The organism is Streptomyces sp. NPDC046900 (genome assembly GCF_040644975.1).
Taxonomy (GTDB): domain Bacteria; phylum Actinomycetota; class Actinomycetes; order Streptomycetales; family Streptomycetaceae; genus Streptomyces.
On the sequence record NZ_JBEYXD010000003.1, the window covers coordinates 1 to 23,904 of the forward strand.

The following is a 23,904-nucleotide window of genomic DNA, read 5'->3' on the forward strand; positions in this document are numbered from 1 at the left end:
GCAGCTGGCACCTCACCCCGGCCACCGCATAAGCAAGAAGGGCTGTCCGACCTACGGCCGGACAGCCCACGACAAGATCTTCAGCAGTCTTCTAGGCGCCGCCGACCGCGGTGAGCAGCGCGAGCGGTGCCGCCGCCGAGCGCGATTCACGGACGCAGGCGTGCGGATACGGCACCGGCTCCGGATGCGTGTCGCGGCCGTACCCGGCGAGTACCTCCGGCAGTCGGTGGCCCGTGGCCGTCGCCGCCTCGACCAGCGCGTGCGCGACGGTACGGGCCTCGTCGTGCAGCCCGTAGCGGGCGAGCCCCAGCGTGATCAGCGCGTTGTCGTGCGGCCAGACCGAGCCACGGTGGTACGACATCGGGTGGTACGCGGACTGGTTCGCGGCCAGTGTGCGTACCCCCCAGCCGGAGAAGAAGTCGGGCTCCAGCAGCCGTCGGCCGACCAGTTCTCCGTACTCCTTGTCGAGCAGGCCTGACCACAGCAGATGGCCCGCGTCCGACGCGAGCGCGTCCACCTGGCGCCCCTCGCCGTCCAGGGCCAGCGCGGGGAAGGCGCGGTCGTCCATCCAGAAGTCCCGCTGGAAGCGGTCGCGCAGATCCCCGGCCGCCTGCTCCAGCAGCGCCGCGTACACCTCGTCGTCCCACACCGTGCGGGCCAGGTGCGCGGTGCGGCGCAGTGCGTCGTAGGCGTACCCCTGCGCACCCGCCGCCATCACCGGACCCACCGGACGGCTGCCGTCGGCCCAGCAGATCGCGCCGGGGGAGTCCTTCCAGTTCTGGTTGGCGAGGCCGCCCTGGTCGGCGCGGTAGACGAGATAGCCGCGCGAGGTGAGCCCGCCGTGGTCCAGCATCCAGCCGATCGCCGCGCGGGCGTTGGGTTCCAGCCGGCGGGCCAGCGCCATGTCTCGGGTCTGCTCGACGTAGGCCCCGAGCAGGACCAGGAAGAGCGGCGTCGCGTCGACCGAGCCGTAGTACCGCCCGTAGGGCACCTGCCCGAAGTGCGCCAGCTCCCCGTGCCGCACCTCGTGCACGATCTTCCCCGGCTGGGCCACCGAACGCGTGCCCACCTCGGTGGCCTGCGTCGCGGCGAGAGCGGGCAGCGTGGCCGCGGCCAGCCCGGGGCGGTAGGGCAGGGCGAACAGCGAGCTGAGGAGCGCGTCGCGGCCCAGCAGGGTGAGGAACCAGGGGGCGCCGGCCGCGGGGACGCGCAGCTCCTCGCCGTCGGGGCCGGTCGCGGGCACCTGGAGCGCGGCGAGGTCCGACAGGCCCCGAGTGCAGGCCGTGGCCAGCTCGGGCCAGCCGGTGGGGAAGGCCACGCCCTCCATGAACTCGCCCTCGAGTGCGAGGAGTTGCCTGTTGACGGCGGTGGGGGAAGGCGGCACCGGGTCCTGCACCGCCCCGTGCGGCCGGGCGGCGACCCGCAGCGCCAGCTCCGCCGAGCCGTGCGGCTCGAGGTCCAGCGTCCACACCAGGCGGCGGGCGCCCGTGCCCGTCTCCTCCACACCGTCCGGCGGGGGTTCGGCCGTCACGGTCGTACGGGACCGCCACTCGCCGCGCTGGTAGCTGAACTCCACGCCGTCGTCGAGGACCTGACGGGAACGGACGGCACCGGACTTGGCGTACGTACGGTGGTCGGAGCGCAGTTCGAACTGGTCGGTGAAGTCGGCGTCCGCGGTGACCGCGACGCGGACGGTCGTCGGCACCGGACGGTTGCTGGTGACGCGCAGCGACTCCACCAACGCGCCGTCGGCGACGGCCTGTTCACGGAAGACGGTGTGCGCGGGCGGCTCCTGGCGGCCGCCGCGCGGCACGAGGACACAGCGGGCGGTGTCCCCGCCGGCGACCGGCGTGAGTGTCTCGGGCACCGCACCGTCGACGGTGAGCTGCCACCGGCTCAGGTGCCGTGCGTCCCGTACGAACAACCCGGCCGGGGAACCGCCGCCCCGCACCCCGCTGATGTCCCCGCCGTCGCCCACGGCGGCGAACGTCCCGCCCCGCACGAGCAGATGATGCCGCTCCGTCATCCCCGGTCCCCTCCCTGGTCACTTCTCACTTCTGTCGAACGTGCCGATGCCCGCGGGGGACACGCCGTGTCCGGGGCGTTCGTGCAGCAGGTCGAGCGTGAGCGCGGCGGTCCAGCTGAAGCCGAGCGCGCCGCACGCCTCGCCGGTGTACGGGTCGACGTACTCCGCGAAGTCCGTGGCGTCCGCCGTGGTCAGCAGGGCCTCGCGCAGCCCGTCGGCGCTCGCGCCGTCCCCGTGCGCCCTGAGGCCGCGCTCCACCAGCCAGCCGGTGTTGAACCAGGCGGGCCCACGCCAGTACCGGTGGGGGTCGAAGGCCTCGCCGAGCAGGTCGTAACTCGGCACCAGCCGGGTCGCGCCGCCGAGCCCGAAGTGCGGCCCGCGCAGCGTACGGACGAGCGCGGCGACGATGTCGCGGGGCAGTGTGGGCGCCAGCAGCGGTATCAGCCCGGAGACACTGCGTTCGGGGATGAGCGAGCCGTCGCACACGTCCCGGCACAGGAACAGCCCCTCCGCCGGGTCCCACAGGCGGTCGACCAGGGCCGCCGTCAGGCGCTCCGCACGGGCGTGCCGCGCCGTGCCCGTGGCGCCGAGCTCCCGGGCGATACGGGCGAGCGCGTGCTCCGACGCGATCAGCAGCGCGTTGAACGCGGGGTCCTCGACCGCGAACGCGCCGCCTCCGGCCGAGGACCTCCCTTCCGTCCCGTCTCGGTACCTCGCGGCCGCTCCGTCGCGGTACCCGCCGTCCCGGTAGTCCGCCGCCAGCCGCACATACCGTCCGTAGTCCAGGTCCGTGGGCCGGTCCTCGGGCGCCCCGTGATCGAGGTCGGCGCGGCGGAAGGAGCGGGCCGGGGCCGGGGTGACACGGGACAGCGGGGCGTCCCAGGCGGGACTGTTGTCCATGCCCTGCTCCCAGGGGTGGACCACCGAGGCGAGCCCGCCGCCGCCCAGGTCGCGGCGGTGCAGCAGATAGCGGTGCCAGGCGGCCAGGCGCGGGTGGACCCGGGCCAGGAAGCCGCGTGCCCGGGACAGCCCAGGGTCCGACCGGTGCACCAGCCAGGCGGCCAGCGCGTGCACCGGTGGCTGCACGATGCCCGAGGTCTGTACGGTGCGCGGGGCGCCCGCAGCGCGCCCCGCGGTCGATGAGCGCCAGAAGTCGGGGCTCGGGAAGTACGCGTCGAGCGGCACGGAGGGGTTGAAGACGATGTGCGGGATGCGCCCGTCCGCCCACTGGGCGTCGAGCAGCGTCTCGAGTTCCGTCTGTGCCCTCAGCGGCGAGATGTGCCGCAGGCCGATCGCGATGAACGCCGAGTCCCAGGACCACTGGTGCGGGTACAGACGGCGCGAGGGCACCGTGGAGGTCCCCGCCCAGTTGTCCTCCAGCACCTGCGCCGCCCTGACGTGCAGCGACCCGGCAGGCCCCGCCGGATCGTATACATGGGGACCCGAACGGACGGTCTCACCCGGAGAGGACGCCGGCGGCGGCCCCAAGGGGCGCACAGGACCCGTGGGTTCCGTACGGCGGGTGAGTTGGGTACTTCGGTCCACTCAGGTCTCCCCGAAAGACGTCCGGCCGACGAGTTCGGCAGTGGCTACCGTAGGGTTACGCCTATTTGACACGCAAAACTCAGCATGTAATGCAGGGTCAGTGAACGCAAGGGGGTTCGCATGAGCGGGAGGGCCGGAAAGCCGGGCGGTCGGGCCGGAGCCGGGGATCTGCTCGCGCTGGTGCGCAGCGGCCGCGCCACGACACGGGGTGCCCTGCAGCAGGTCACGGGCCTGTCCCGGGCCACGGTCGGGCAGCGCCTGGACCGCCTCTTCCGGGCCGGCTGGCTGCGCGAGGGGGCGGGCGGACCGGTCGACTCCCCGCTGGGAGGCCGCCCTTCGATCACCCTGGAGTTCGACGACGCCCACGCGGTGGTGCTCACCGCCGACCTCGACACCCGGCACGCGCGCGCCGCCGTGCTCTCCCTGACCGGCGAAGTGCTCGCCGAGCACTCCGGGGCCCTGCTCATCGAGGACGGCCCCGACGCGGTGCTCGGCGAACTCGGCGGCCGGTTCGCCGAACTGCTGCGGAAGACGGGCCACGGGGCGCACGAGGTGTGCGGGATCGGGCTGGCCGTCCCCGGGCCGGTCGACCGCGACACCGGACGGGTCGTCCAACCGCCGATCATGCCGGGCTGGGACGGCTACGACATAAGAGGCGGGCTGGGCCGCGCCTTCGCGGAGCGCACGGGCGGTACGGCCGACCTGCCCGTGCTGGTCGACAACGACGCGAACCTGATGGCGTACGGCGAGCAGCGCACCGGCCACCCGGACTGTTCGGCGTTCGTGCTGGTGAAGGTCTCCACCGGCATCGGCGCGGGTGTGGTCGTCGACGGCCGGATCTACCGCGGCATCGACGGCGGCGCCGGGGACATCGGCCACATCCGCGTTCCCGACGGTGCCGATGCGCTGTGCCGGTGTGGTTCGTACGGCTGTCTGGCGGCCGTCGCGAGCGGCGGTGCCGTCGCCCGCCGGCTCGCGGAGGCCGGAGTGCCGGCCGCCTCGGGCTCGGACGTACGGGATCTGCTGGCCGCCGGGCACCCGGAGGCCGCCGCGCTGGCACGGCAGGCGGGGCGGCTGGTCGGGGAGGTCCTGGCGACCGTGGTGACCCTGCTGAACCCCGGGGTCCTGATGATCGCCGGCGATTTGGCCGGAACACCCTTCCTCACCGGTGTCCGGGAACTGCTGTACCAACGGGCGCTGCCCCGCTCCACGGCGCACCTGGAAGTGGTGACCTCGCAGCTCGGGGAGCGGGCGGGGCTGATCGGGGCCGGTGCGCTGGTCGTGGAGCACCTCTACGCCCCGGAACGGGTGGAGGAGCGGCTGCTCGCGCTCGGGGTGTGACGGGGGTGACGGCCTGGCCTGTGACAGGCGTGTTTCTGTCCGGGATGCCCGTCCGCATGGTGAAAGCCGGCCGTCTCGCATAGCGTGATTCTCGCCACCCCTGATAGGGGTTGCGCTCAGATGAGCGGTTCCAGGACGGCTGCACTTCTCCAAGTGGTGGCACTCAGTGCCACCACTTGATCGTTCATCGATCGAAATCAGAAGTGCCGACAGCTGCTCATTTGAGCGTTTGGACGTGTCTAAGGGCGTTGATGCGTTCAAGAAGTGAAAACAGCACCCGATGGGCGGTTGCCAAGCCTTGAATTTCGATCTGGTGGCGGACGAGTGGTTACAGGCTTGTGACGCACAAGTGGACGTACCCAGACGCCTTCGATCTGGGTATGTTCCTCGCCGTCAGGGCAGCCACCGCGTCCTCGAGGAGTCGAGACCGTGTCGGAAAACAAAGATCACCACGTAGCCGAGAACGGCGCCGAGGGCGTGAAGTTCGTTTACGACTTCACCGAAGGCAACAAGGACCTCAAGGACCTCCTTGGTGGCAAGGGTGCCAACCTCGCCGAGATGACCAACCTGGGCCTTCCCGTCCCTCCGGGCTTCACCATCACCACCGAGGCCTGCAAGGTCTACCTCGACAGCGGCGAGGAGCCCGCGGCACTGCGTGACGAGGTGAGTGCACACCTCACCGCGCTCGAGGAGCGGATGGGCAAGAAGCTCGGCCAGGCCGACAACCCGCTGCTCGTCTCGGTCCGCTCCGGTGCGAAGTTCTCGATGCCGGGGATGATGGACACCGTCCTCAACATCGGCCTCTCCGACAAGTCGGTGCAGGGCCTGGCGAAGCAGGCCGGCGACGAGCGCTTCGCGTGGGACTCCTACCGCCGCCTCATCCAGATGTTCGGCAAGACCGTCCTCGGCGTCGACGGCGAACTCTTCGAGGACGCGCTCGAGGCGGCCAAGGCGGCCAAGAAGGTCACGGTCGACACCGACCTGGAGGCCGCGGACCTGAAGAAGCTGGTCACCAAGTTCAAGAAGATCGTCAAGGCCGAGGCCGGGCGCGACTTCCCGCAGGACCCGCGCGAGCAGATGGACCTCGCCATCAAGGCGGTCTTCGACTCCTGGAACGGCGACCGGGCCAAGCTCTACCGCCGCCAGGAGCGCATCCCGCACGACCTCGGCACGGCTGTGAACGTCTGCTCGATGGTCTTCGGCAACCTGGGCCCCGACTCGGGCACCGGCGTGGCGTTCACCCGTGACCCCGCCTCCGGCCACCAGGGCGTGTACGGCGACTACCTGCAGAACGCGCAGGGCGAGGACGTGGTGGCGGGCATCCGCAACACGGTGCCGCTCGCCGAGCTGGAGCAGATCGACAAGAAGTCGTACGACCAGCTGATGCAGATCATGGAGACGCTGGAGAACCACTACAAGGATCTCTGCGACATCGAGTTCACCATCGAGCGCGGCCAGCTGTGGATGCTGCAGACCCGTGTCGGCAAGCGCACCGCGGGCGCGGCCTTCCGGATCGCGACGCAGCTGGTGGACCAGGGCCTGATCGACGAGGCGGAGGCGCTGCAGCGGGTGACGGGCGCGCAGCTCGCGCAGCTGATGTTCCCGCGCTTCGACGAGCAGGCGAAGGTCGAGCAGGTCGGCCGGGGCATCGCGGCCTCGCCGGGCGCTGCGGTCGGCAAGGCGGTCTTCGACTCGTACACCGCGGTGAAGTGGTCCCGCTCGGGCGAGAAGGTCATCCTGGTCCGCCGCGAGACGAACCCGGACGACCTGGACGGCATGATCGCGGCCGAGGGCATTCTCACCTCGCGCGGCGGCAAGACCTCCCACGCGGCCGTGGTCGCGCGCGGCATGGGCAAGACCTGCGTGTGCGGCGCGGAGGAGCTGGAGGTCGACACCAAGCGCCGGCGGATGGTCGTGCCGGGCGGGCACGTGGTCGAGGAGGGCGACCTCATCTCGATCGACGGGTCGAGCGGCAAGGTGTACCTCGGTGAGGTCCCGGTGGTCCCCTCCCCGGTGGTGGAGTACTTCGAGGGCAGGATGCACGCGGGCGCCGACGACGCCGACGAGCTCGTCGAGGCCGTGCACCGGATCATGGCGTTCGCCGACCGCAAGCGCCGCCTGCGCGTCCGCGCCAACGCGGACAACGCCGAGGACGCGCTGCGGGCGCGGCGCTTCGGCGCGCAGGGCATCGGCCTGTGCCGTACGGAGCACATGTTCCTCGGCGACCGGCGTGAGCTGGTCGAGCGCCTGATCCTGGCGGACACGGAGACCGAGCGCGAGGAGTCCCTCAAGGAGCTGCTGCCGCTCCAGAAGCAGGACTTCGTCGAGCTCTTCGAGGCGATGGACGGCCTCCCGGTGACGATTCGCCTGCTGGACCCGCCGCTGCACGAGTTCCTGCCCGACATCACCGAGCTGTCGGTGCGTGTGGCGCTGGCGGAGTCCCGTCAGGAGCCGCACGAGAACGAGCTGCGCCTGCTCCAGGCCGTGCACCGCCTGCACGAGCAGAACCCGATGCTGGGCCTGCGGGGCGTACGCCTCGGCCTGGTCATCCCGGGCCTGTTCACGATGCAGGTGCGGGCCATCGCGGAGGCGGCCGCCGAGCGCAAGGCCGCCAAGGGCGACCCGCGAGCGGAGGTCATGATCCCGCTCGTCGGCACCGTCCAGGAGCTGGAGATCGTGCGCGAGGAGGCCGACCGGGTCATCGCCGAGGTCGAGGCTGCCTCGGGGACGCAGCTGAAGCTGGCGATCGGCACGATGATCGAGCTGCCGCGCGCCGCGCTGACCGCCGGTCAGATCGCGGAGGCCGCCGAGTTCTTCTCCTTCGGCACGAACGACCTGACCCAGACCGTGTGGGGTTTCAGCCGGGACGACGTGGAGGCGTCGTTCTTCACGGCCTACCTGGAGAAGGGCATCTTCGGCGTCAGCCCCTTCGAGACGATCGACAGGGACGGCGTCGGCTCCCTGGTGAAGGCGGCCGCCGAGGCCGGCCGCGCCACCCGCCCCGGTCTCAAGCTCGGCGTCTGCGGCGAGCACGGCGGCGACCCCGAGTCGGTCCACTTCTTCCACGAGGTCGGACTCGACTACGTCTCCTGCTCACCGTTCCGGATCCCGGTGGCGCGTCTGGAGGCGGGCCGGGCGGCGTCGCAGGCGGAGGACAGCGACCACCGCTGAGGGACCCCGGGATCGTCGTCGGGCCCTGACCCTCACCGATACGACGACGATCCCGGCGCACCGGAAGGGGCGGCACCCTGTGCGGGGGCGCCGCCCCTTCGCGCATCATCTGCGGAGACTGTCAAGTTAAGTCGCTGACCAGGGAAAATGGCGTTTGTGGGCGTTGGTTGCCGTTGGGCCGGTCCGAAGCCGTTGTGCCCTCGTTGTGCCCTCCAGATGCGGCTAACGTCTGCCGACGTAGTAGCCGCCGCCGGCGGCGGTCGGTGGGCTCCATCAGGCCGCCCCAGGATCCTTCTGTGGGCTGACCAGCTCATCCACCTCTCCGATCACCTCCAACCCTCTGCTTCACCGAGCACGAACCGACCGAGGGGCGTTCCTGGTCAGACGTCGAAGAAGTGACGCAGTGCCCCGCTGACCTGGTGCGGTCTAGACGACCAACGCTGTGACCTGCGATCGAGTGGTCAACGGTTGTCAGCGTTGGTCGTCATCGTCTGCCTTCGGACGGCCCAGAGACGGCCCGGAAGGTCAGGCCGCCCAGCTCCACGGGGGTCAATCTCATCTACGAGCGAGTAGCCGGGCGGCTCCAAGGTCGCGATGTCGTGGCCGACGCGTATGGTTCGGCCATGAGCGTGCCGGACCTGATACCCATTCGGTGGGAGCCTCACCACCGCACTTCCACGATCGGCCGTTGGGAGCGGGGCCAGTTCTTCGCGCACGTATCCGGAGTCTTCGAAGGGCGGGAGGACTGGGACGCTGGCCGTGTCGTGCGGCGTTGGTACGCGATCCTTCACGAGTTCGATAAGGCCGGTCGTCACATTGACTCAACGATTGAGGCCACTGGAACTGTCCCAGATGGACCCGAGAAGGCACCGGTCGTGGCCGCCGCTCAACGGTTGCTGGACGAGTGGCTGGAGGCATTGCCCGGGCGAGAGTTCGGAGACATCAAAATCGCGCCGTTCGCCGAGCACTTGAGCTCGCCCTCGTTTTCCGACACTTGCCCCTTGCGGCTGGTGACAGCGTTCTTACCCCGCAGTCGGCCGAACCGCTGACCAGCGGAGACGTACCTACTTTGCGCCTGGTGTCAGAGATAGGAGTTCGGGGCCTGTTACCAATGCAACGTCGCCTTTGGCGCCTCGGAGACCGAACTGTCGATCCTCGCTCGGACCTCCGAGGTGCGCGAAGCCCTGGCGGTGGACAGCGTCATCGCGGCCGCCCCCCGATGCCTCACCCAGCCGGTGACCGACACGCGATGCGTGCGCATGATCCTGAACAGCAGCGCTCACGCCGTCGAGGCGTCTTCCGAGGAAGTAGACCTTTTCGGCCACGGAGCGTCGCCCACCCCCAGCCCAGGCCAAGAACTGGCGACAGTTGAATACGCGAGCCCACCAGTACCAAGGCCGTAGACGCCGAGGTGGTCGACCAGCGCGGCGACGGCGGTGAACCCGAGCAATTGGGCGGTGGAACCGTGTCCGGCGAGGTTGGACGCGCCGATCAGCGTCATGCCCGCGGCACCGGTCACTCCGGGACTGCAACGGCACCTTTCACGTCCCCGGCGCCTTCATCTCCTGCCGGATGCGGGTGGCCAGCCACAGGTCGAAGCGGTCGTCGCCGTCGTCGAGGTTGCGGCCGGTGAGGCGCATGGCCTTGTCGATGCGGTTGCGGGCGGTGTGGCGGTGGACAGCGAGGCGGCGGGAGGTCTCGTCCCAGGAGCCGCCGGTGTCGAGCCAGGTGGCGAGGGTGCGGACGAGGTCGCCGGTCGGGTCGGCGGAGTCGAGGGGGCCGAGGACGGCGTCGGCATAGCCGCGCAGCGCACGGCGGTCGCCGAATTCGAGGAGCAGGCGCGCCGAGTGCGCCTCGCGCGTTTGCGCGGGGTGGCCGAGGGCGCGGCTGACCGCGACGAGGGCGCGCGCCTGGCGCAACGAGCCAGTGGCGGCCTCCGGGGGGACGGCCGGGCCGATGCCCGCCGGGGCGCCGGACGCGAAGCGGGAGAGAATCTCGATCAGGTCCAGGTTGTCGCCGACGACGGCTTCGACGAGCCCGTCGTGGACGCGGACCAGGCCGCCGGGGACGGCGAGGGCCAGGTCGGCGGCCACCTCCGCCGCCATCTCGGCGGACGTGCCGGAAGGGTCGACCGCGACGGTGCGGACCGTGTCGCTGGCCAGCCCGGCCACCGCGAGCACGTCGTGCGCATGCTCGGCGGAGACGCCTTCCGTCAGCAGCCGCCCCAACAGTGCCGAGCGGCGCCGCCGCTCCGGCTCGTCGGCCAGGTGGCGGCGTTCCAGCTCCAGCGAGAGCAGCGACACCAGACCCGACGCGGGCATCCGGTCGTTTGGCGCGAGCGTCCCGACCAGCACCAGCAGTCCGCGCAGCCGGTTCGCGCCCAGCGGTTGGACCTCGACACTGCCGAGGCTGCCCGACGCGCTGCTGGCGCTGCCGCGCAGCCCGCGCCCGGCGACCTTGTGGACCAGCTCCGTGACGGCCGGCGGCAGCCCCGCCGGGCCGAACGGGTCGAGGTCGTCCAGCCCTGCCGCCGCGATCGGGCGGCCGAGCAGGTCGGTGACGGCGGCGGCGATGCCGGTCGCGTCCACCCAGGCCTCCAGCGTTGCCGTCAGGCCGCGTCCGGACGCGGCGGCCGCCGTCAGTCGCCGCTGCGCGTCGAAGACCCGCTCCAGGGCCCGGTGCTGCTCCGCCGCCTTGGCGGCGAAGACGGCCTTGGTGACCGCGATGAACGGCACCTCGTCCGGGACGGTCAGCAGCGGCAGCCCCGCTGCCTCCGCCGCGGCGATCAGCGGCGCCGGGGCCTCCTGGTACGGCAGCTCGCGGCCGAGGCCGAGGACGAGCGCGCCGGCCCCGGCCGCCGCGCAGTCCTGCACGTAGGCCCGGCATGCCTCCTCCGTCATCGGCAGCAGCAGCCCGATCGTCATCAGCAGCTCTCCCCCTTGCAGCCACTGCCCCGGACGGAGTAGTTCGGAGGCATGGGCCGCCTCCACCGGTCGGTCCAGCCGATCCGGCGCGGCGACCACGGAGAGGTGAAGCTCGGGTCGCGCCACCAGGTCGGCAAGATGAAGAGGCATGGACATAGTGTCCATCGACGCGGCTAAGAATCGACTTGGGGGCCATCGTCGCGAGTGTGGCCGGAACGTAAGTTCCTGCTACCGCCCCGCCTCCGCGCCACCCAGGAAGGCCCCATGGACCAGCACAGATCTCAGCACCGGCCGAACGCAGACGGCTCCGGCGGATCGGGCCTCATCGAGACCCGCTCCATCGACTACGTGCCCGCCCGCGAGCGGCGCGGCAAGGTGTGGCACCAGGGTCCGTTCTGGTTTACCGGCAACTTCGTGCTGACCACCATGGTCACCGGCTTCATCGGCCCCGCGCTCGGGCTCAGCCTCGGCTGGTCCGTCCTGGCCGTGGTGCTGGGCGCCTGTTTCGGTACCTTCTTCATGGCCTTCCACGCCAACCAGGGCCCGCGGATGGGTCTGCCGCAGATGATCCAGTCGCGGGCCCAGTTCGGCATCCGCGGCGCGATCGTCCCGTTCGCGGCCGTGGTCTTCGTCTACGTCGGCTTCAACGTCTTCAACGTCGTGCTGGCCACCCAGGGCCTGCAGACCGTCCTGCCCGGCGGGACGACGCTCTGGTACGCGCTGCTGATCGGCCTGGCCATCGTGCTGGCCGTGGTCGGCCACGACCTGCTGCACGTCGTCCAGCGCTGGCTGACCTACCTGCTGATCGTCGTTTTCGGCGTCCTCACCGTCGGCGCGATCGCGCACCTGCAACCGCACGCCGGCACCACCTCCGGTGGTAGCACCTTCACGGCCTTCCTGGTGGTCTTCTCCGCCGCCGCGGGCTATCAGATCAGCTACGCCATCTACGTCTCCGACTACTCGCGCTACCTGCCCAAGGACGTCCCGGCCAAGAAGGTCATCTGGTGGACCTATCTCGGCGCTGCCGGTTCGGCCGTCTGGCTGATGTCGCTGGGCTCGCTGCTGGCCTCCGCGCTGCCGAACCCGGACGCGATCGCGGGCCTGCGGCAGGTCGGCAACGACATCCTGCCCGGCTTCGGCACCTTCGCCGTGGTCGTCTCCTCGCTGGCGCTGATCTCGATCATGGCAGTCAACGCCTACGGCGCGATGCTGACCTCCACCAGCGCCGTGGACGCCTTCCGCAAGGTCAGGCCGACGGTCAAGGCCCGGGTCGCGGGCATTGTCGTCATCGAGCTGGTCGTCTTCGCCGTCGCGCTGGCGCTGCCCGCCGACTACCTGGCGAACTTCAACAACTTCGTGCTGTTGATGCTCTACTTCCTGATCCCGTGGACCGCCGTCAACCTGGTGGACTTCTACTTCGTCCGCCGCGGCCACTACGCGATCACCGCGATCTTCGACCCGCGCGGCATCTACGGCCGCTGGTCCTGGCAGGGCCTGACCGCCTACACCGTGGGCTTCGTCGCGATGATCCCGTTCTTCGCCACCTCGTTCTGGACCGGCCCGGTCGCCAAGGCGCTTGGCGGCGCGGACATCTCCTTCGCGGTCGGCCTGCTCGTCGCCGGCGTCCTGTACTACGTGCTCACCCGTGGCCTGGACCTCAGCGCCGAGGAGGCCGCGATCGCCGCCAGCGACCGCGCGTTGGAGGGCGAGGACGCGGAGGGCCCCGAGGCCCACAACGGCACCCCGCTGGCGGTCTGAGATGGCCTTCCTCAACGACGGCACCACCCGGATCGCCTGCGCGCAGCTCACCCTGCGCGTCGGCGACCCGGTGGCCAACCGCGCCGCCGCGCGCGAGGCGATCGAGCACGCAGCCGAGGCCGGGGCCAAGGTCGTGGTCCTGCCCGAACTCTCCAACAGCGGCTACGTCTTCCGCGACGCGGCGGAGGCGTCGTCGCTCGCGGAACCCCTGGACGGCCCAACCGTCACCGGCTGGATCGCGCTGGCCCGGCGCCACCGGCTGATCGTCGTCGGCGGGCTCTGCGAACGCGACGAGGACGGCCTGATCCGTAACTCGGCCGTCCTCGTCGACCCACAGGGCCTGCGAGCCGTCTACCGCAAGGCCCATCTCTTCGGCGACGAGCATCAGTTCTTCGTCCCCGGTGCCGAACTGCCGCCCGTCATCGACACCTCGGTCGGCCGGATCGGCCTGCTGGTCTGCTACGACCAGGAGTTCCCGGAGTGGGTGCGCACCCTCGCGCTGGGCGGCGCGGACCTGCTCTGCGTGCCGGTCAACTGGCCGCTCTTTCCGCGCCCCGCGGGCGAGCGCCCGGGGGAGGTGATCCGGGTGCAGGCCAACGCGGCGATCAATCGGATGTTCGTTGCCGTCTGCGACCGCAGCGCCAGCCTTGCCGAGCGGGACGTCCCGTGGACCGGCGGTTCCGTCGTCGTCGACCTCGACGGCTACCCGGTGGCGGGGCCTGCCACCGAGACGGGCGACGAGCTGCTGCTCGCCGACTGCGCGTTGGCGACGGCCCGCGACAAGCGCCTCGGCGAGCACAACGACGTCCTTGCCGACCGCCGCCCCGAGTTCTACCGAAGCATCATCGGTTCTGTGAAGGATTCTGCGAAGGAGGAGGCACGATGAGCGACCAGCCCATCGGCCCGATCCGGCCTTGGGGCACAGCGGTACAGCGACTGCGGTACAGCGGTTAACGCTAAGCCGGTGATCACGGGCTTGATGCAGGTCGCGGGGGGTCTACTGCAGCTCGGCGTTCGGGTGGGGCTGAGCCTGGAGCCGTTCGCGGAGGTCGACCTCTTGGGGTGCCAGTAAGAACGCTGTCACCAGCCGCAAACGGTGGTGATCACTCGATGAGGGCGCCGACGCGGTTCTCGTACTCGCGGCGGGCCTTGCGCTGAGCCGGGACGACCGGGACACCTTGGGTGCCGTCGAGGGGCTGGCAGCGGGCGAGAAGCTGGCGGTGGATCGCGGGGGCTGCGCTGACGCGCAGGGTGTAGCCCTGGCCGCGCCGTACGGTCACCCCCTGGTCGAGCACAGCGCGCTCGGCGGGCTCCAGCTCGCTGGTACGGAGGAAGTCGGCGACCTTGCCGGGCATGTCGAGGGTGACCGGCAGCTCCGGGGCCGGGACGTCCTCTTGCTCGATGGCGGTGTGGTCGGGCATCAGGTCGGCGACGGCCGTGCGGATGGCGCCGCGGCTGACGTCGTGTTCGCGGGCGAGGGCGGCGATGGACCGCCCCTCCAGGTACTCCGTGCGCACGGCGTCGGTCTTGTCGGCCGGGACGGCGGGGCGGCGTCCGCCCTTGTTGCCCTTGGCCTCGGCGGCTCGCAGTCCGTCGTAGGTCAGCTCGCGCTGGAGGTCGCGCTGGAGTTCGCCGGCAGCGGCGAGGGTCTGCACCATGAACTTCACGGTGGACAGCAGCTCGCCGGTCCGCGGATGGCGAGTATCTCGCCGACCGGCGAGGGGCGCGCACTGACGGTTACCCGGCGGCCTACGCACCTATCTGGGCAGCCTGTGGGCCATGTGTGGGCCAACAGGCTGGCGAATCGGACGGGGCAGGATATCGACGCAGGTCAGGGTAGGGATTGGCCATAACATCGCGACGCTCTTGAAAACCGTCGTGGCGCGAGTCACCGTGGGTTCAAATCCCACACCCACCGCGCAGGTGAACGGCCCCTGACCAGGCGAGGCGAATTCCAGGGGCCGTTGCGCTGCGCGGTGCCCGCTCGGCACCGTGATTCCCCGTGGTTCCCCGCCCTATCGGGCACGGGTGGGGCACGGGCACCTTCTGATCCGTAGCTCTGTAGAGATCGGTCATCGGAGGTCATACAGGCTGTGGAGAGGGTCATGGCGGCCGGTGTTGGGTGCTGCCGGTTGCTGGGGTTGCTGCACTTTGTTGCTGTACAGCAGGATCCTGGCCGGGGGTGAGGCCATGGAGCGGGTACAGCTCGAACGGCTGCTGGACGGTGGCGACGAGACGTCGTTGGCCGCACTGGCTGCTCTCCGCGCCGGCGCTTCACACGTTGTCTGGGACGGAACGACGTCAGCCGAGTCGCTCGCGAAGATCTACGGGCGCCGACTCCGTCTCACCCGCCGGAAGGGCATCGAGACTTCCGGCCTGGAGCGGGCCGTGCAAGGCCTCGACCTATACGGCCGACCGGTTCGACTGGGCCAGATCAGGACTGCCGACGGATCTTGGATCTTCATGCTGTTTCTCGACGAGGACGGCAGCACGCTGGTGGCGTGCACCGGCGTCCGGCACACCCAACCGGGCCCGGCGCGAACTGACGCCTGGTGACTCGCACGCCCAACACGCTTTCCAAGTCTGTTGGTGCTTCGCTGGGCTGCGGACAGGTCCGTTCAGCTGCGTTCATGGGCGGCCTGGTCCCGTGTCGGGCCGGGCACGAAGTCTCGTCTGAACGGCCGTGAGCGGGGCTGAATGAGACGGAAACTGAGACGGCTGCCCCTAGGCATTGCCGTCTTCAGTCAGAAGATCGCAGCACTGCCTCAGGCCGAGGCACGGATGCGGCACGCACGGGTCGCTCGCCTAACCGGAGGCCGGTGCTAGCCCGGGGGAAGATTCGCCGAGCGCGTGGGTAAGGCGATTGATCACCTCGGGGACGGTGAAGCTCCATCCGACCAACCGCGGGCCCGACCAGTTGATCCCGACGAGCAACTGGTCGTCGGCCAGGTCAGGAAGCTCGGCATTGCGCCAGTGGTCCAACGTCATTGACTCGACGCGAAGGTTTCCACCCCAGAGCTCGGCTGCTCGTTTCGCGCGTGAGGCTGTGGACCAGAACGGAGCTGATCGCCGTCCGCTGGAGTCCATCGGGGCAGGGCTGCCGGCATCGTCGCGTACGAACCAAACCGTCCGCTCGCGCGCGACGTCCCGGAAGAATGCAGCTGCTTGGGCACCGCTCTGGCTCACGGCTCCAGAGAGTAGCAAGTGCACGAGAAGGCGCGTGATCAGTACTTCTGGAAGTGATGCGGCCAGTCTGCCACCTGACCCCCCGCATCATCCCACCCTTTTCCACCTGCGCTGACGCCGGTACTGGTCGGTGTTGTCTGTCAACGTTGGTCATCACCGAACGGCCCAGAGACGGCCCGAGGGGGTGCCGCGGTGCGGCCCTCGATGCGAACTATGGGCACGAAGGCCGCTGAGGTCTGCTCGGCTGGCCACGAGGGACTGGAGCGCTACCCCGCGTCACAGCAACGAGCGTGTGAGCCATACATGCTCACCACGGTCGTCCGTAGCAACGTGATGCCGCTCGAAGCCGAGCTTCTCAAGGACACGGAACGACGGTGTGTTCCATGTGCCAACGGTCGCCCAGAGCCGTTTCCGCCCGGTCGCTATAGCGGCATCGAGCACCGCGCCAGCCGCCTCGGTGGCGTAGCCATGCCCATGCGCGCGCTGGAACAACTCATACGCGATTTCAGGCTCCTCTGCCGTGGATCGGCCAATGATCAACCCGCAATAGCCGATGAAGTCGCCTCCCCCAGGGTTGCGAACCCGCGTGGCAGGAAGTGTTCCGCGGCGAGGACCGCGTGCTGGGCACCCCGATGTGCTGGACGGTGGGTTTCGGTAAGTTCGGCAACACCTTCGGTTGGGGTGGCTGGGGCGGCTCGCTGGTCGCGAGCGATCCCGGCTCACGCATGACGGTGGCCTATGTCATGAACCAGATGATCGGCCGGGACCAGCAGGAGGACAACCGCGGCATGGAGATCATCATGGCCGCCTACAGCGGACTGCACTGACAGGCAACGGGGCGGCCTGGGCCCGCACAGGCTGGCCCTTCTCCTCTCCCGCTCGAAATTCGCAGGTGGGCGGGGCTGCTGCCAGTCACGCTCGACGACCGGTGGCCTGCGGCTCCGATGCCCCGTCGATACCCACTGGCCGTTGTTCACCACTTTGTGCAGGGGGTTGGTCTTGCACCCTGTGCGAGGGTGCCGCCCGTCCCTGCATTGTCTGCGGAGGCTGTCAAGCTAAGTCGCTGACCAGGAAAATGGCGTTTGTTGGCGTTTGTTGCCGTTGACCCGCTGGAGCGTTTCGAGCGGAAGTGATGGGGGAGTGGCGGCCGTCCGGCCGCCCGCCTGGTCGAGTTGACCTACCCGCGGTAACGAAAGGCCACATACTTCACAAGACCTTCACGGGCCTGCACACTGGCACCCCGCCCCCCGCGCCGGTCTCGACCTAGGGATCACTATGACCCTCACCGAACCGCCCGCGCACCCTCACCATCCTCGCGGCAGCCGCGAGGGGATGGGGCCGATGACCCCTCGCCCCGAAGCTGCGGCTGCCGCCGCCTGGTGGGCCGAGCAGCTCGCCACGCCCTCGCACCATGATGTCGGCGCGCCGCTACGTACGGCCTTGGCGAACGTCACAACGGCCCACGGCAGGCGGCAGCGCACCCGCGAACAGATCGACGCGTTCCGCACCGCCCTCGCCGACAGGATCGAACAGCACCTCGCGAAGTACTGCTGGCTGCCCGACGAGCCTGACTTCGGCTCCTACATGCGTGCCGTCGTGGTCGACCCTGTGCCGGACGACGTGCTCGCGGACGCCGCCGAGCGCGCCGGCTTCAGGCTCACCTCGTTCGACCTGCCGATGAGAACCGTGATGTGGATCGACCCCGGCATCGTGAAGGTGGCTGCGGGCCACGGTGCCGGGTCCGTCGTTATCTGGGCGACACCCACCACTGCGACTACCGGGAAGATGACCTCCTGACCACTGATCGCATGAGGGCCCGACTCGAAAGATGTGTGCTGCCCTGATCAGACTGCGTCGATGCTTGCCAAGGCGTGACGGATCGCCGCGAGGGCTTCTTCGTCGGTGGCATTGAGCTGCTTTGCAGCAGCCGCGTAACTGTCGGCGTATTCCTGGAGCTTCGCCTTGAGGTCGGTCTCGGGCGCTGGGGCGATGACCTGCGTACCGGAGCCTCTGCGGCTCCTGACGAGACCTGCGACCTCCAGTTCGCGGTAGGCCCGCACCACGGTGTTGTTGGCCAGCCCCAGGCCGGAAGCAAGTCGGCGCACGGATGGCAGCTGTGGGCTGCCTGGATCACGCACGCGCTGGTGCTTGTGGTGGCGGGCTGGGTGGCCCCGGGGTCGATGGCCTTCCTCGTGCTGGCGGAGGCGCTCATGATCGCGGCGGCCGTGCTGCTGGGACTCGTCATCGAGCGCATCACGGCGCTGCAGAGCTCCGCGCTCGGTGCCACCGTGCCCGTCGCACCTCTCACCCAGGCATCAGGCGGTTACCCGATGTGCTCCCCGACGGCGACGTGATCGGCTGCGCGGGTGCCTGAGGGACGTTTTGACGACAGCTCAGACGTCCCTGAACGTCCGTACGGGCCGTGATGCGTCCACCACTCCTGGTGCGACCGCCGGAACGGCGGACCAACTCCTCGCAGGCTCAGGAGTTCAGACGATGCGTCAGATCGAGACGCGACGCTTCACGATCTGCGGCACTTCAACGCCTCAGTCCTGATCAGGAACGGCTTGCGGAGGAAGACGCAAGCTCGCGTTGACGGGCGGTGGTCCAGCGCCACCTTCTGTGGAGACCAGCGGGACGGGCGGGGCCGGTTGCCTGGGGAGCGTAGCCGTGGAGCTCGGCCCCCTGGCCGCAGGCGTGCTGACGGCCTCGCCTTCGATCGCTCCGGCTTCAGGTCAGCCTGTGGTTTCCATGCTGCGATCGGCGGGCTCCAGCCCTTTCCGCACCGGCATGCCCACGGTCGGCGCTTCCCCGCCGTCCACGAGGACGTCCGGTTGGGAGTGGCGTCGCCCCGGTAGCACGATCGCGGTCACTGCGCCCGCCGCGCAGATCGCGCATCCCAGCACGGCCGCGAACCTGTAGCCGACGGGGTCCGGCAGGACGGCTCCGACCCTGGTGTGGGACTCGAGTACCGCGGCGCTCAACGCGCTTCCCGTGGCGAACCCGACGTAGCGGAGCACCTGGTTGAAGCCGATGGCGCTCCCGACCTCCCTGGCCGGCACCGAGTTGACGACCAACCCGGGCACCAAGGCGAAGACGCAGCCGACACCGAGGCCCGCCACGCCCATCACGACGAACAGCTCCCAGAGGCCGGACCGGTTCAGCCCGAACCACAGCATGGACAGGAGGATGACGCCGCAGGACAGCGGCAGCGTCAACCGCCAGGACAAGCGCTGTGCCACCAGTGGGACGGCCCTGCTCGCCGACAGGCTGCCGGCCGAGAAGGGCAGCAGGATCAATCCGGCGACGACAGCCGACACCCCGAAGCCGTGAGCCGGGCCGGCGGGCGTCTGGGCCAGCCGCGTGACCAGGGACAAGAGCAGGTACATACCCATGCCCGCGACGAGCCCCATCAGGTCGGCGGTCAGTACGACACGGTTGCGGAGCTGGCGCAGGTCGACCAGCGGCTGACCGGTCCGCAGCTCGTACACGATCCAGACCGCCAGGCACGCCAGCGACGCGGCGCACACGCTGATCAGTGTCGGCGACGTCCAACCCCAGGATTCGCCCTCGCTCAGCGCGAGCAGAAGTCCGCCGAGGACCGCACCGAACAGGATCGCGCCCAACGCGTCGAGACGGCGCGGCGCCAGGTGCCGGGTGTGCGGCAGGACGACCACCGCGGAGATGAGAGCGATGCCGCTGACCGCCGCACCGAACCAGAAACTGGCATGGAACCCGAAGACCTGGGTGATCAGACCGGTCAACGGATACCCCAGGCCGACGCCGGTCACGGTGGTGATCGAGAGCAGCGCGATGACCGAGCGGGATCGCTCCGCCGGCAGGTTGTCCCGGGCGGTCGCGATGGTCAGCGGGATCAGGCCGAGCCCGACGCCCTGGAACGCCCGGCCCACGACCAGCCAGACGAAGCCGAACGGAAGGGCCGCCAGCGCGCTTCCCACCAGCACGAACGACAGGGCACCCAGGATCGTCGGACGCCGTAGCGGACCGTCGCCCAGTCGCCCCATCGTCGGGGTGGCGACCGCCCCGACCAGCAGAGTGACGGTCAGGGACCACTGGGCTTCGGAGAGTGGCACATGGTCGGCTCCGGCGATGGTGGGAATCAGCGGCGCACCGAGGCTGCTGATCACCGCCACCACTGTGCCCACGTAGACGAGCACGGGTACCAGTGCTCGGCCACGCCAGGTGGTATCCGATGTGTGCGCGGCCATGCCTGCTCTTCCCATCAGTCGATTGCTTCTTGAACGAGACCAGAGCCGAGGAGATCGGGGACCAGGTAGGCACGGGTCACACCCACTACATGTAATCGCCATTCAGTTTAGGCCATTACTTCATGGCTGTGGTCTGGTCGCACTTCGACGTCGCGTGGCAGGAAGGGCTCGCCGCCGCGCTGGGTGGGCTGCCGAGGCGGAAGGGCGTCTGGCGGAAGAACGCGTGCCGCCGCCCGGGCGGGCGCACGGGAACGGGCGGCGCGTCTTTGAAGGCAGCGGTGATCGGTACCGGGCGGGCCCGGTACCGATCACCGCTGCCTCGTCGAGCCGGGGCGCACGTCAGCGCGTGGACCGGGCCTTGTGCCTGGCTCGATAGGCGGCCACGTTGTTCCTGTTGCCGCAGACCTCGTACGAGTGCCAACGCTGAGTGCGGCTGCGAGTGGTGTCGTAGAAGGCGTGGGCGCAGGTCTCGTTGGCGCAGGCGCGGATGCGCCGCCAGGTGCCGTCGGCGACGAGTTCCGCCACCGCGATGGTGATACCGCCGATCACGGGATCGCCGCCGATCTGCTGCAGCCCCACCTCTCCCGGCGCCGCGAAGACCTGCCTCAATGTGATCGAAGACGACCACCGCGTGATCTGTGCCCAGCCGGCTGCCGTTTCCTCGGGTTCCGATGCCGTGACGATGTCAACGAGGGCCGCACGCAGGTCACGGACCTCGGCGATGAGGCTCGGTGCCGGCTGCTGCCCCTCGGGCTGACCGAAGGGGCGCAGGATCTTGCCCGCCGTCTGCGGACTCTCGAGCGTGTCCGGAAGGGCCGGGGTGATGCCGTGGGCTCGCGAGTTGAGCAGCTCCACGATGGCCGCGGCGGTGGCGGGGATCGACCGCGCGGTGTCCTGTCCTTCTCTGCTCACGCCGGCACCGTACCACAGGGTCTTTTCGTGAAAGGAGCTTACATGTCGACGGGGAGCCGTGGTGGGAGGTAAGTGACTAATTCGATAGGTCGTTACACCCCGCCGTTGTCCCTGTCGATCTCGTCGACTGGCGGCCGCCTCGCGAACGAGGGTCACTCGGCTCGCGGTGTCTGTCAGAGGAGAAGAACATGAGTGAGATCAAGCCCCGATTCCGGACGATCGACGGGTTGTCCATCCGGTACGCCGAGAGCGACGAACCCCGTGACTGCGACGCGCTGCTGCTGAGCCCGTGGCCGGAGAGCCTGTACGCCTTCGACGCGACCTGGTCGCGGTTGGCCGAGCACGCTCACCTGATCGCGGTGGACCTGCCGGGGTTCGGGCACTCCGAGCTGCGGGAGGACCTGCTCTCGCCCAAGGCGATGAGCGAGTTCATCGTGCGGCTCGCCGACACCTTCGGGCTGGCGAAGCCCCACGTCGTGGGCCCGGACATCGGCACCAGCGCGGTGCTGTTCGCCGTGGCCCGGCACCCGGACCGATTCCGCAGCGCGGTCGTGGGCACCGGCGGGGCGGCGGTCCCGCTGCAACTGGGCAGTCCCTTGCGCGAGTGGGTGCACGCCGAGGACCTGGCGCCGTACCGGGCCATGAACCCCAAGACCATCGTGACGGTCGCGGTCGACAAGATCGAGGGCTACGAGCTGCCGGAGGAGGTGCGCGAGGACTACCTCGCGTCCTGCGTGGGACAGCGTTTCGTCGACCAGATGTCCTACGTTCGCGCGTATCCCGCCGAACTGCCGGTCCTGGGCGACCTGCTGGCCACCGTCGAGACGCCGGTCCAGATCATCAACGGCAGCAAGGACCCGGTGGTGCCGGTGGTCAACGCCGAGTACCTGCACGAGCGCCTGCCCCACAGCAAGCTCGAGATCATCGAGGGGGGACACTTCGTCTGGGAGGAAGCGGCGGAGGAGTACGCCAAGGCCGCCCCGCCTGGTGGCAGGAGAACTGACCCAGATGATGTCCAGCCCTGGCCGAGCCGCCCCCGTGGGCGTCGGCGTGAGCCACGCCGCCCACCGGATCGTCGAGCCCGGCGCCGCGAGAGGTCTTCACCCGGCGGTGGGCCGGCCGATGACTGCGACGACGCTGCGCCACAAGGCCATCGGGTTGGCGTACCCGGGGAACAGCCGCATCATCTCGTCGAAGAACTCCTCGGGCGTGCGGGTGTCCTCTGCGGCGAGTCGTTGGAACGTGTCGAGGTAGGTCCGCGTCCGCTGGACGGCGCCCGCGTCGTCAGGCTGTGCCTTGTCCTTGTGGCCGGCCACCGCGTACGTCGGATCCAGCGCCTCGATCGTGTCCAGCGCCCGGTACCACGCCTGAAGTCCCCCGTCGCCGGATTCGTCGAGGTATTGGTGACAGTGGTTGTAGACCGAGTCGCCAGCGACGAAGAGGCGGATGGACGGTACCCACAGACCGGTTGTGTCGTCGGTGTCGGTGTGGCCGAGTTCGACCGCCTTCAGAACGTTGCCCTCCAGCTCGATGCCTTCCGCCGGGATGATCTCCGGGTGGATCTCCCCTTCGCAGACCTGCCCCGGGAACCGGGCGTCCCACTGCTCGCCGCGGGTCTCGTGCTGCTTCCTGATGTACCTGGCGGTTCCGGTGGTTGAGTACACCCTTGCTCCCGGGAACCGGTCGAGCAGTGCGGGAACGCCGAACCAGTGGTCGCCGTGGCCGTGGGTGAGGTAGATCGCGGTCAGGTTTCTGTCGAACGAGGCGATCCAGTCGCCGATCACGCGAATGTGTTCGTGTGTCCATGGGGTGTCGACGAGGACGGCGTCGCGTTCACCGGTGATGAGCGTCGATGACATGGGGGATGCGACCGCCGGGTGGCCGTGCGGCACCGGGGGCGTGCCGTGTTCGGGGGTCGGGTCGGCGACGTGGACCTGGAAACGAAGGTCAGATGCCATGGTGCGTGACTTTCCTTGTGTGCCTGGTGCTCGTCAGCTGGTCGCGGCGGGCTTGGGATGCTGGATGAACCAGTCCGTGGCCCTGCCACCGGTCTCGTCGAAGGGGGCGACGTACGCGCCGAAGTGCCCGCCCTCGTGGGCGATGAGCTTCTTGGGCTCGCCGGCGCGCTCATATGCGGCGAGCGCGATGTCTGTCTGCGTCCTCGTGTCGCCTGTGGCGACGATCATGAGCGGAGGCCCGACGGGGCGAACCGCTGCGCGAGGCCGGCGGAGGTCACAGGTCCCCGCCCCGGCGGATCGGCCACACCTCGTCGAGCGTGTCGGAGTCGGTGAGGGTGGCCTCGATCGTCACGATACGCAGCCCGTCGCGGCCGCGGGCGATGACGAAGTGCACAGCCGGGCGCTCGATCTCCGAATCGTCAGCGCGGCGACGCGACCAGATGACGTCAATGGCGCCACCGTCCTTGTTGAACACCACCACACGGCGGTCGAGCACCGCGGTGTGCGTGTAGCCCGCGGTCCTCAGGCGGTCGAAGGTGACCTTGAACCATGCGGTGACGTCCTCCGCCGTGGGGGCGAGGGTGACGAGCCCGCTGTCGTCTCCGACCCAGAGCGGGGCTGCCCAGTAGTCGCCGATGAAGGAGGGATCGTGTGAAGTCTCCACGGCCGTGACCCACCGCGGCAGGTAGGTCTCGAAGAACCAGTCGGTGATCTCGGTGTACGTCTCGTCGAGCTCGGGCCGGGTGGACGATGGCGCCATTGCTGAACCTCTTTCTGGATGCACGAGCCGGCCACCGCGGACGCGACAGGCCGGCGTCCCTCCCTCGTATAGAAATAAGCGTAGAGCGTTTACC

General features: G+C 69.6%; 21 protein-coding genes and 2 pseudogenes. 10 read left to right on the top strand and 13 right to left on the bottom strand.

Annotated features, from left to right (window positions below):
• Positions 1-91: 91 nt before the first annotated feature.
• Positions 92-2,026, bottom strand: a complete 1,935-nt coding sequence (locus ABZ904_RS04075; RefSeq protein ID WP_361820996.1) for a glycogen debranching N-terminal domain-containing protein — start codon at positions 2,024-2,026, stop codon at positions 92-94.
• Positions 2,027-2,044: 18 nt separating this feature from the next.
• Entirely contained in the window at positions 2,045-3,514 is a 1,470-nt protein-coding gene (locus tag ABZ904_RS04080) for a hypothetical protein (RefSeq protein WP_361821290.1), read from the bottom strand.
• 177 nt (positions 3,515-3,691) lie between these two features.
• Between ABZ904_RS04080 and ABZ904_RS04085 the strand changes: the two genes are divergently transcribed.
• The 3 genes from ABZ904_RS04085 to ABZ904_RS04095 all read left to right on the top strand — a co-directional run bounded on the left by ABZ904_RS04085 (position 3,692) and on the right by ABZ904_RS04095 (position 9,132).
• Positions 3,692-4,912, top strand: a complete 1,221-nt coding sequence (locus ABZ904_RS04085) for an ROK family protein (RefSeq protein ID WP_360996565.1) — start codon at positions 3,692-3,694, stop codon at positions 4,910-4,912.
• 429 nt (positions 4,913-5,341) lie between these two features.
• Positions 5,342-8,083 carry a pyruvate, phosphate dikinase gene (ppdK, locus tag ABZ904_RS04090; RefSeq protein WP_361820999.1) on the top strand — a complete coding sequence of 914 codons (2,742 nt, stop codon included), beginning with the start codon at positions 5,342-5,344 and terminating at the stop codon, positions 8,081-8,083.
• Between the two features lie 623 nt (positions 8,084-8,706).
• A complete protein-coding gene (locus tag ABZ904_RS04095; protein ID WP_360996571.1) occupies positions 8,707-9,132 on the top strand; it encodes a hypothetical protein in 426 nt (141 codons plus the stop codon).
• Positions 9,133-9,362: 230 nt separating this feature from the next.
• Here ABZ904_RS04095 and ABZ904_RS04100 read toward each other — a convergent pair whose 3' ends face one another.
• Both ABZ904_RS04100 and ABZ904_RS04105 read right to left on the bottom strand, forming a co-directional pair.
• Positions 9,363-9,602, bottom strand: coding sequence for a hypothetical protein (locus ABZ904_RS04100; RefSeq protein WP_359411822.1), 240 nt, complete (start codon positions 9,600-9,602; stop codon positions 9,363-9,365).
• A gap of 22 nt (positions 9,603-9,624) precedes the next feature.
• Positions 9,625-11,157, bottom strand: coding sequence for a PucR family transcriptional regulator ligand-binding domain-containing protein (locus ABZ904_RS04105; RefSeq protein WP_359411820.1), 1,533 nt, complete (start codon positions 11,155-11,157; stop codon positions 9,625-9,627).
• 114 nt (positions 11,158-11,271) lie between these two features.
• Here ABZ904_RS04105 and ABZ904_RS04110 point away from each other — a divergent pair, with 114 nt between their 5' ends.
• Positions 11,272-12,765, top strand: a complete 1,494-nt coding sequence (locus ABZ904_RS04110; protein WP_361821003.1) for a cytosine permease — start codon at positions 11,272-11,274, stop codon at positions 12,763-12,765.
• A gap of 1 nt (position 12,766) precedes the next feature.
• Entirely contained in the window at positions 12,767-13,651 is an 885-nt protein-coding gene (locus ABZ904_RS04115) for a nitrilase-related carbon-nitrogen hydrolase (protein ID WP_361821006.1), read from the top strand.
• Between the two features lie 217 nt (positions 13,652-13,868).
• Here ABZ904_RS04115 and ABZ904_RS04120 read toward each other — a convergent pair whose 3' ends face one another.
• A complete protein-coding gene (locus ABZ904_RS04120; RefSeq protein WP_360996583.1) occupies positions 13,869-14,423 on the bottom strand; it encodes a resolvase in 555 nt (184 codons plus the stop codon).
• A 532-nt stretch (positions 14,424-14,955) separates the two neighbouring features.
• On the opposite strand from ABZ904_RS04120, the gene ABZ904_RS04125 reads away from it, so the two are divergent.
• A complete protein-coding gene (locus ABZ904_RS04125; protein ID WP_361821010.1) occupies positions 14,956-15,321 on the top strand; it encodes a hypothetical protein in 366 nt (121 codons plus the stop codon).
• Between the two features lie 249 nt (positions 15,322-15,570).
• Here ABZ904_RS04125 and ABZ904_RS04130 read toward each other — a convergent pair whose 3' ends face one another.
• Positions 15,571-15,951 (bottom strand): DUF2750 domain-containing protein, encoded by a 381-nt coding sequence (locus tag ABZ904_RS04130; RefSeq protein WP_359411753.1) that lies wholly within the window; start codon positions 15,949-15,951, stop codon positions 15,571-15,573.
• 276 nt (positions 15,952-16,227) lie between these two features.
• A pseudogene (locus ABZ904_RS04135) lies at positions 16,228-16,515 on the bottom strand (GNAT family N-acetyltransferase); the annotation flags it as partial.
• Between the two features lie 53 nt (positions 16,516-16,568).
• On the opposite strand from ABZ904_RS04135, the gene ABZ904_RS04140 reads away from it, so the two are divergent.
• Both ABZ904_RS04140 and ABZ904_RS04145 read left to right on the top strand, forming a co-directional pair.
• On the top strand, positions 16,569-16,778 hold the full coding sequence (locus tag ABZ904_RS04140) for a hypothetical protein (RefSeq protein WP_360996793.1): 210 nt from the start codon (positions 16,569-16,571) through the stop codon (positions 16,776-16,778).
• A gap of 514 nt (positions 16,779-17,292) precedes the next feature.
• Positions 17,293-17,748, top strand: a complete 456-nt coding sequence (locus ABZ904_RS04145) for a hypothetical protein (protein WP_360996590.1) — start codon at positions 17,293-17,295, stop codon at positions 17,746-17,748.
• 47 nt (positions 17,749-17,795) lie between these two features.
• Here ABZ904_RS04145 and ABZ904_RS04150 read toward each other — a convergent pair whose 3' ends face one another.
• Positions 17,796-18,056 carry a hypothetical protein gene (locus ABZ904_RS04150; protein ID WP_359412291.1) on the bottom strand — a complete coding sequence of 87 codons (261 nt, stop codon included), beginning with the start codon at positions 18,054-18,056 and terminating at the stop codon, positions 17,796-17,798.
• Between the two features lie 39 nt (positions 18,057-18,095).
• Between ABZ904_RS04150 and ABZ904_RS04155 the strand changes: the two genes are divergently transcribed.
• Positions 18,096-18,305 carry a hypothetical protein gene (locus ABZ904_RS04155; protein WP_361821013.1) on the top strand — a complete coding sequence of 70 codons (210 nt, stop codon included), beginning with the start codon at positions 18,096-18,098 and terminating at the stop codon, positions 18,303-18,305.
• 381 nt (positions 18,306-18,686) lie between these two features.
• Here ABZ904_RS04155 and ABZ904_RS04160 read toward each other — a convergent pair whose 3' ends face one another.
• Entirely contained in the window at positions 18,687-20,180 is a 1,494-nt protein-coding gene (locus ABZ904_RS04160) for an MFS transporter (protein ID WP_361821015.1), read from the bottom strand.
• A gap of 339 nt (positions 20,181-20,519) precedes the next feature.
• Complete coding sequence (locus ABZ904_RS04165; protein ID WP_361821018.1) at positions 20,520-21,092, bottom strand: CGNR zinc finger domain-containing protein; 573 nt, start codon at positions 21,090-21,092, stop codon at positions 20,520-20,522.
• Positions 21,093-21,280: 188 nt separating this feature from the next.
• Between ABZ904_RS04165 and ABZ904_RS04170 the strand changes: the two are divergent.
• A pseudogene (locus ABZ904_RS04170) lies at positions 21,281-22,057 on the top strand (alpha/beta hydrolase); the annotation flags it as partial.
• Between the two features lie 135 nt (positions 22,058-22,192).
• On the opposite strand, the gene ABZ904_RS04175 reads toward ABZ904_RS04170, so the two are convergent.
• From ABZ904_RS04175 to ABZ904_RS04185, 3 genes are read right to left on the bottom strand one after another with little or no spacing between them, the layout of a single operon-like run.
• Positions 22,193-23,050 (bottom strand): MBL fold metallo-hydrolase, encoded by an 858-nt coding sequence (locus ABZ904_RS04175; protein ID WP_361821293.1) that lies wholly within the window; start codon positions 23,048-23,050, stop codon positions 22,193-22,195.
• Between the two features lie 33 nt (positions 23,051-23,083).
• Positions 23,084-23,278, bottom strand: a complete 195-nt coding sequence (locus tag ABZ904_RS04180; protein WP_360996602.1) for a hypothetical protein — start codon at positions 23,276-23,278, stop codon at positions 23,084-23,086.
• A gap of 46 nt (positions 23,279-23,324) precedes the next feature.
• Positions 23,325-23,810, bottom strand: coding sequence for a hypothetical protein (locus ABZ904_RS04185; RefSeq protein WP_361821021.1), 486 nt, complete (start codon positions 23,808-23,810; stop codon positions 23,325-23,327).
• Between the last annotated feature and the right edge of the window lie 94 nt (positions 23,811-23,904).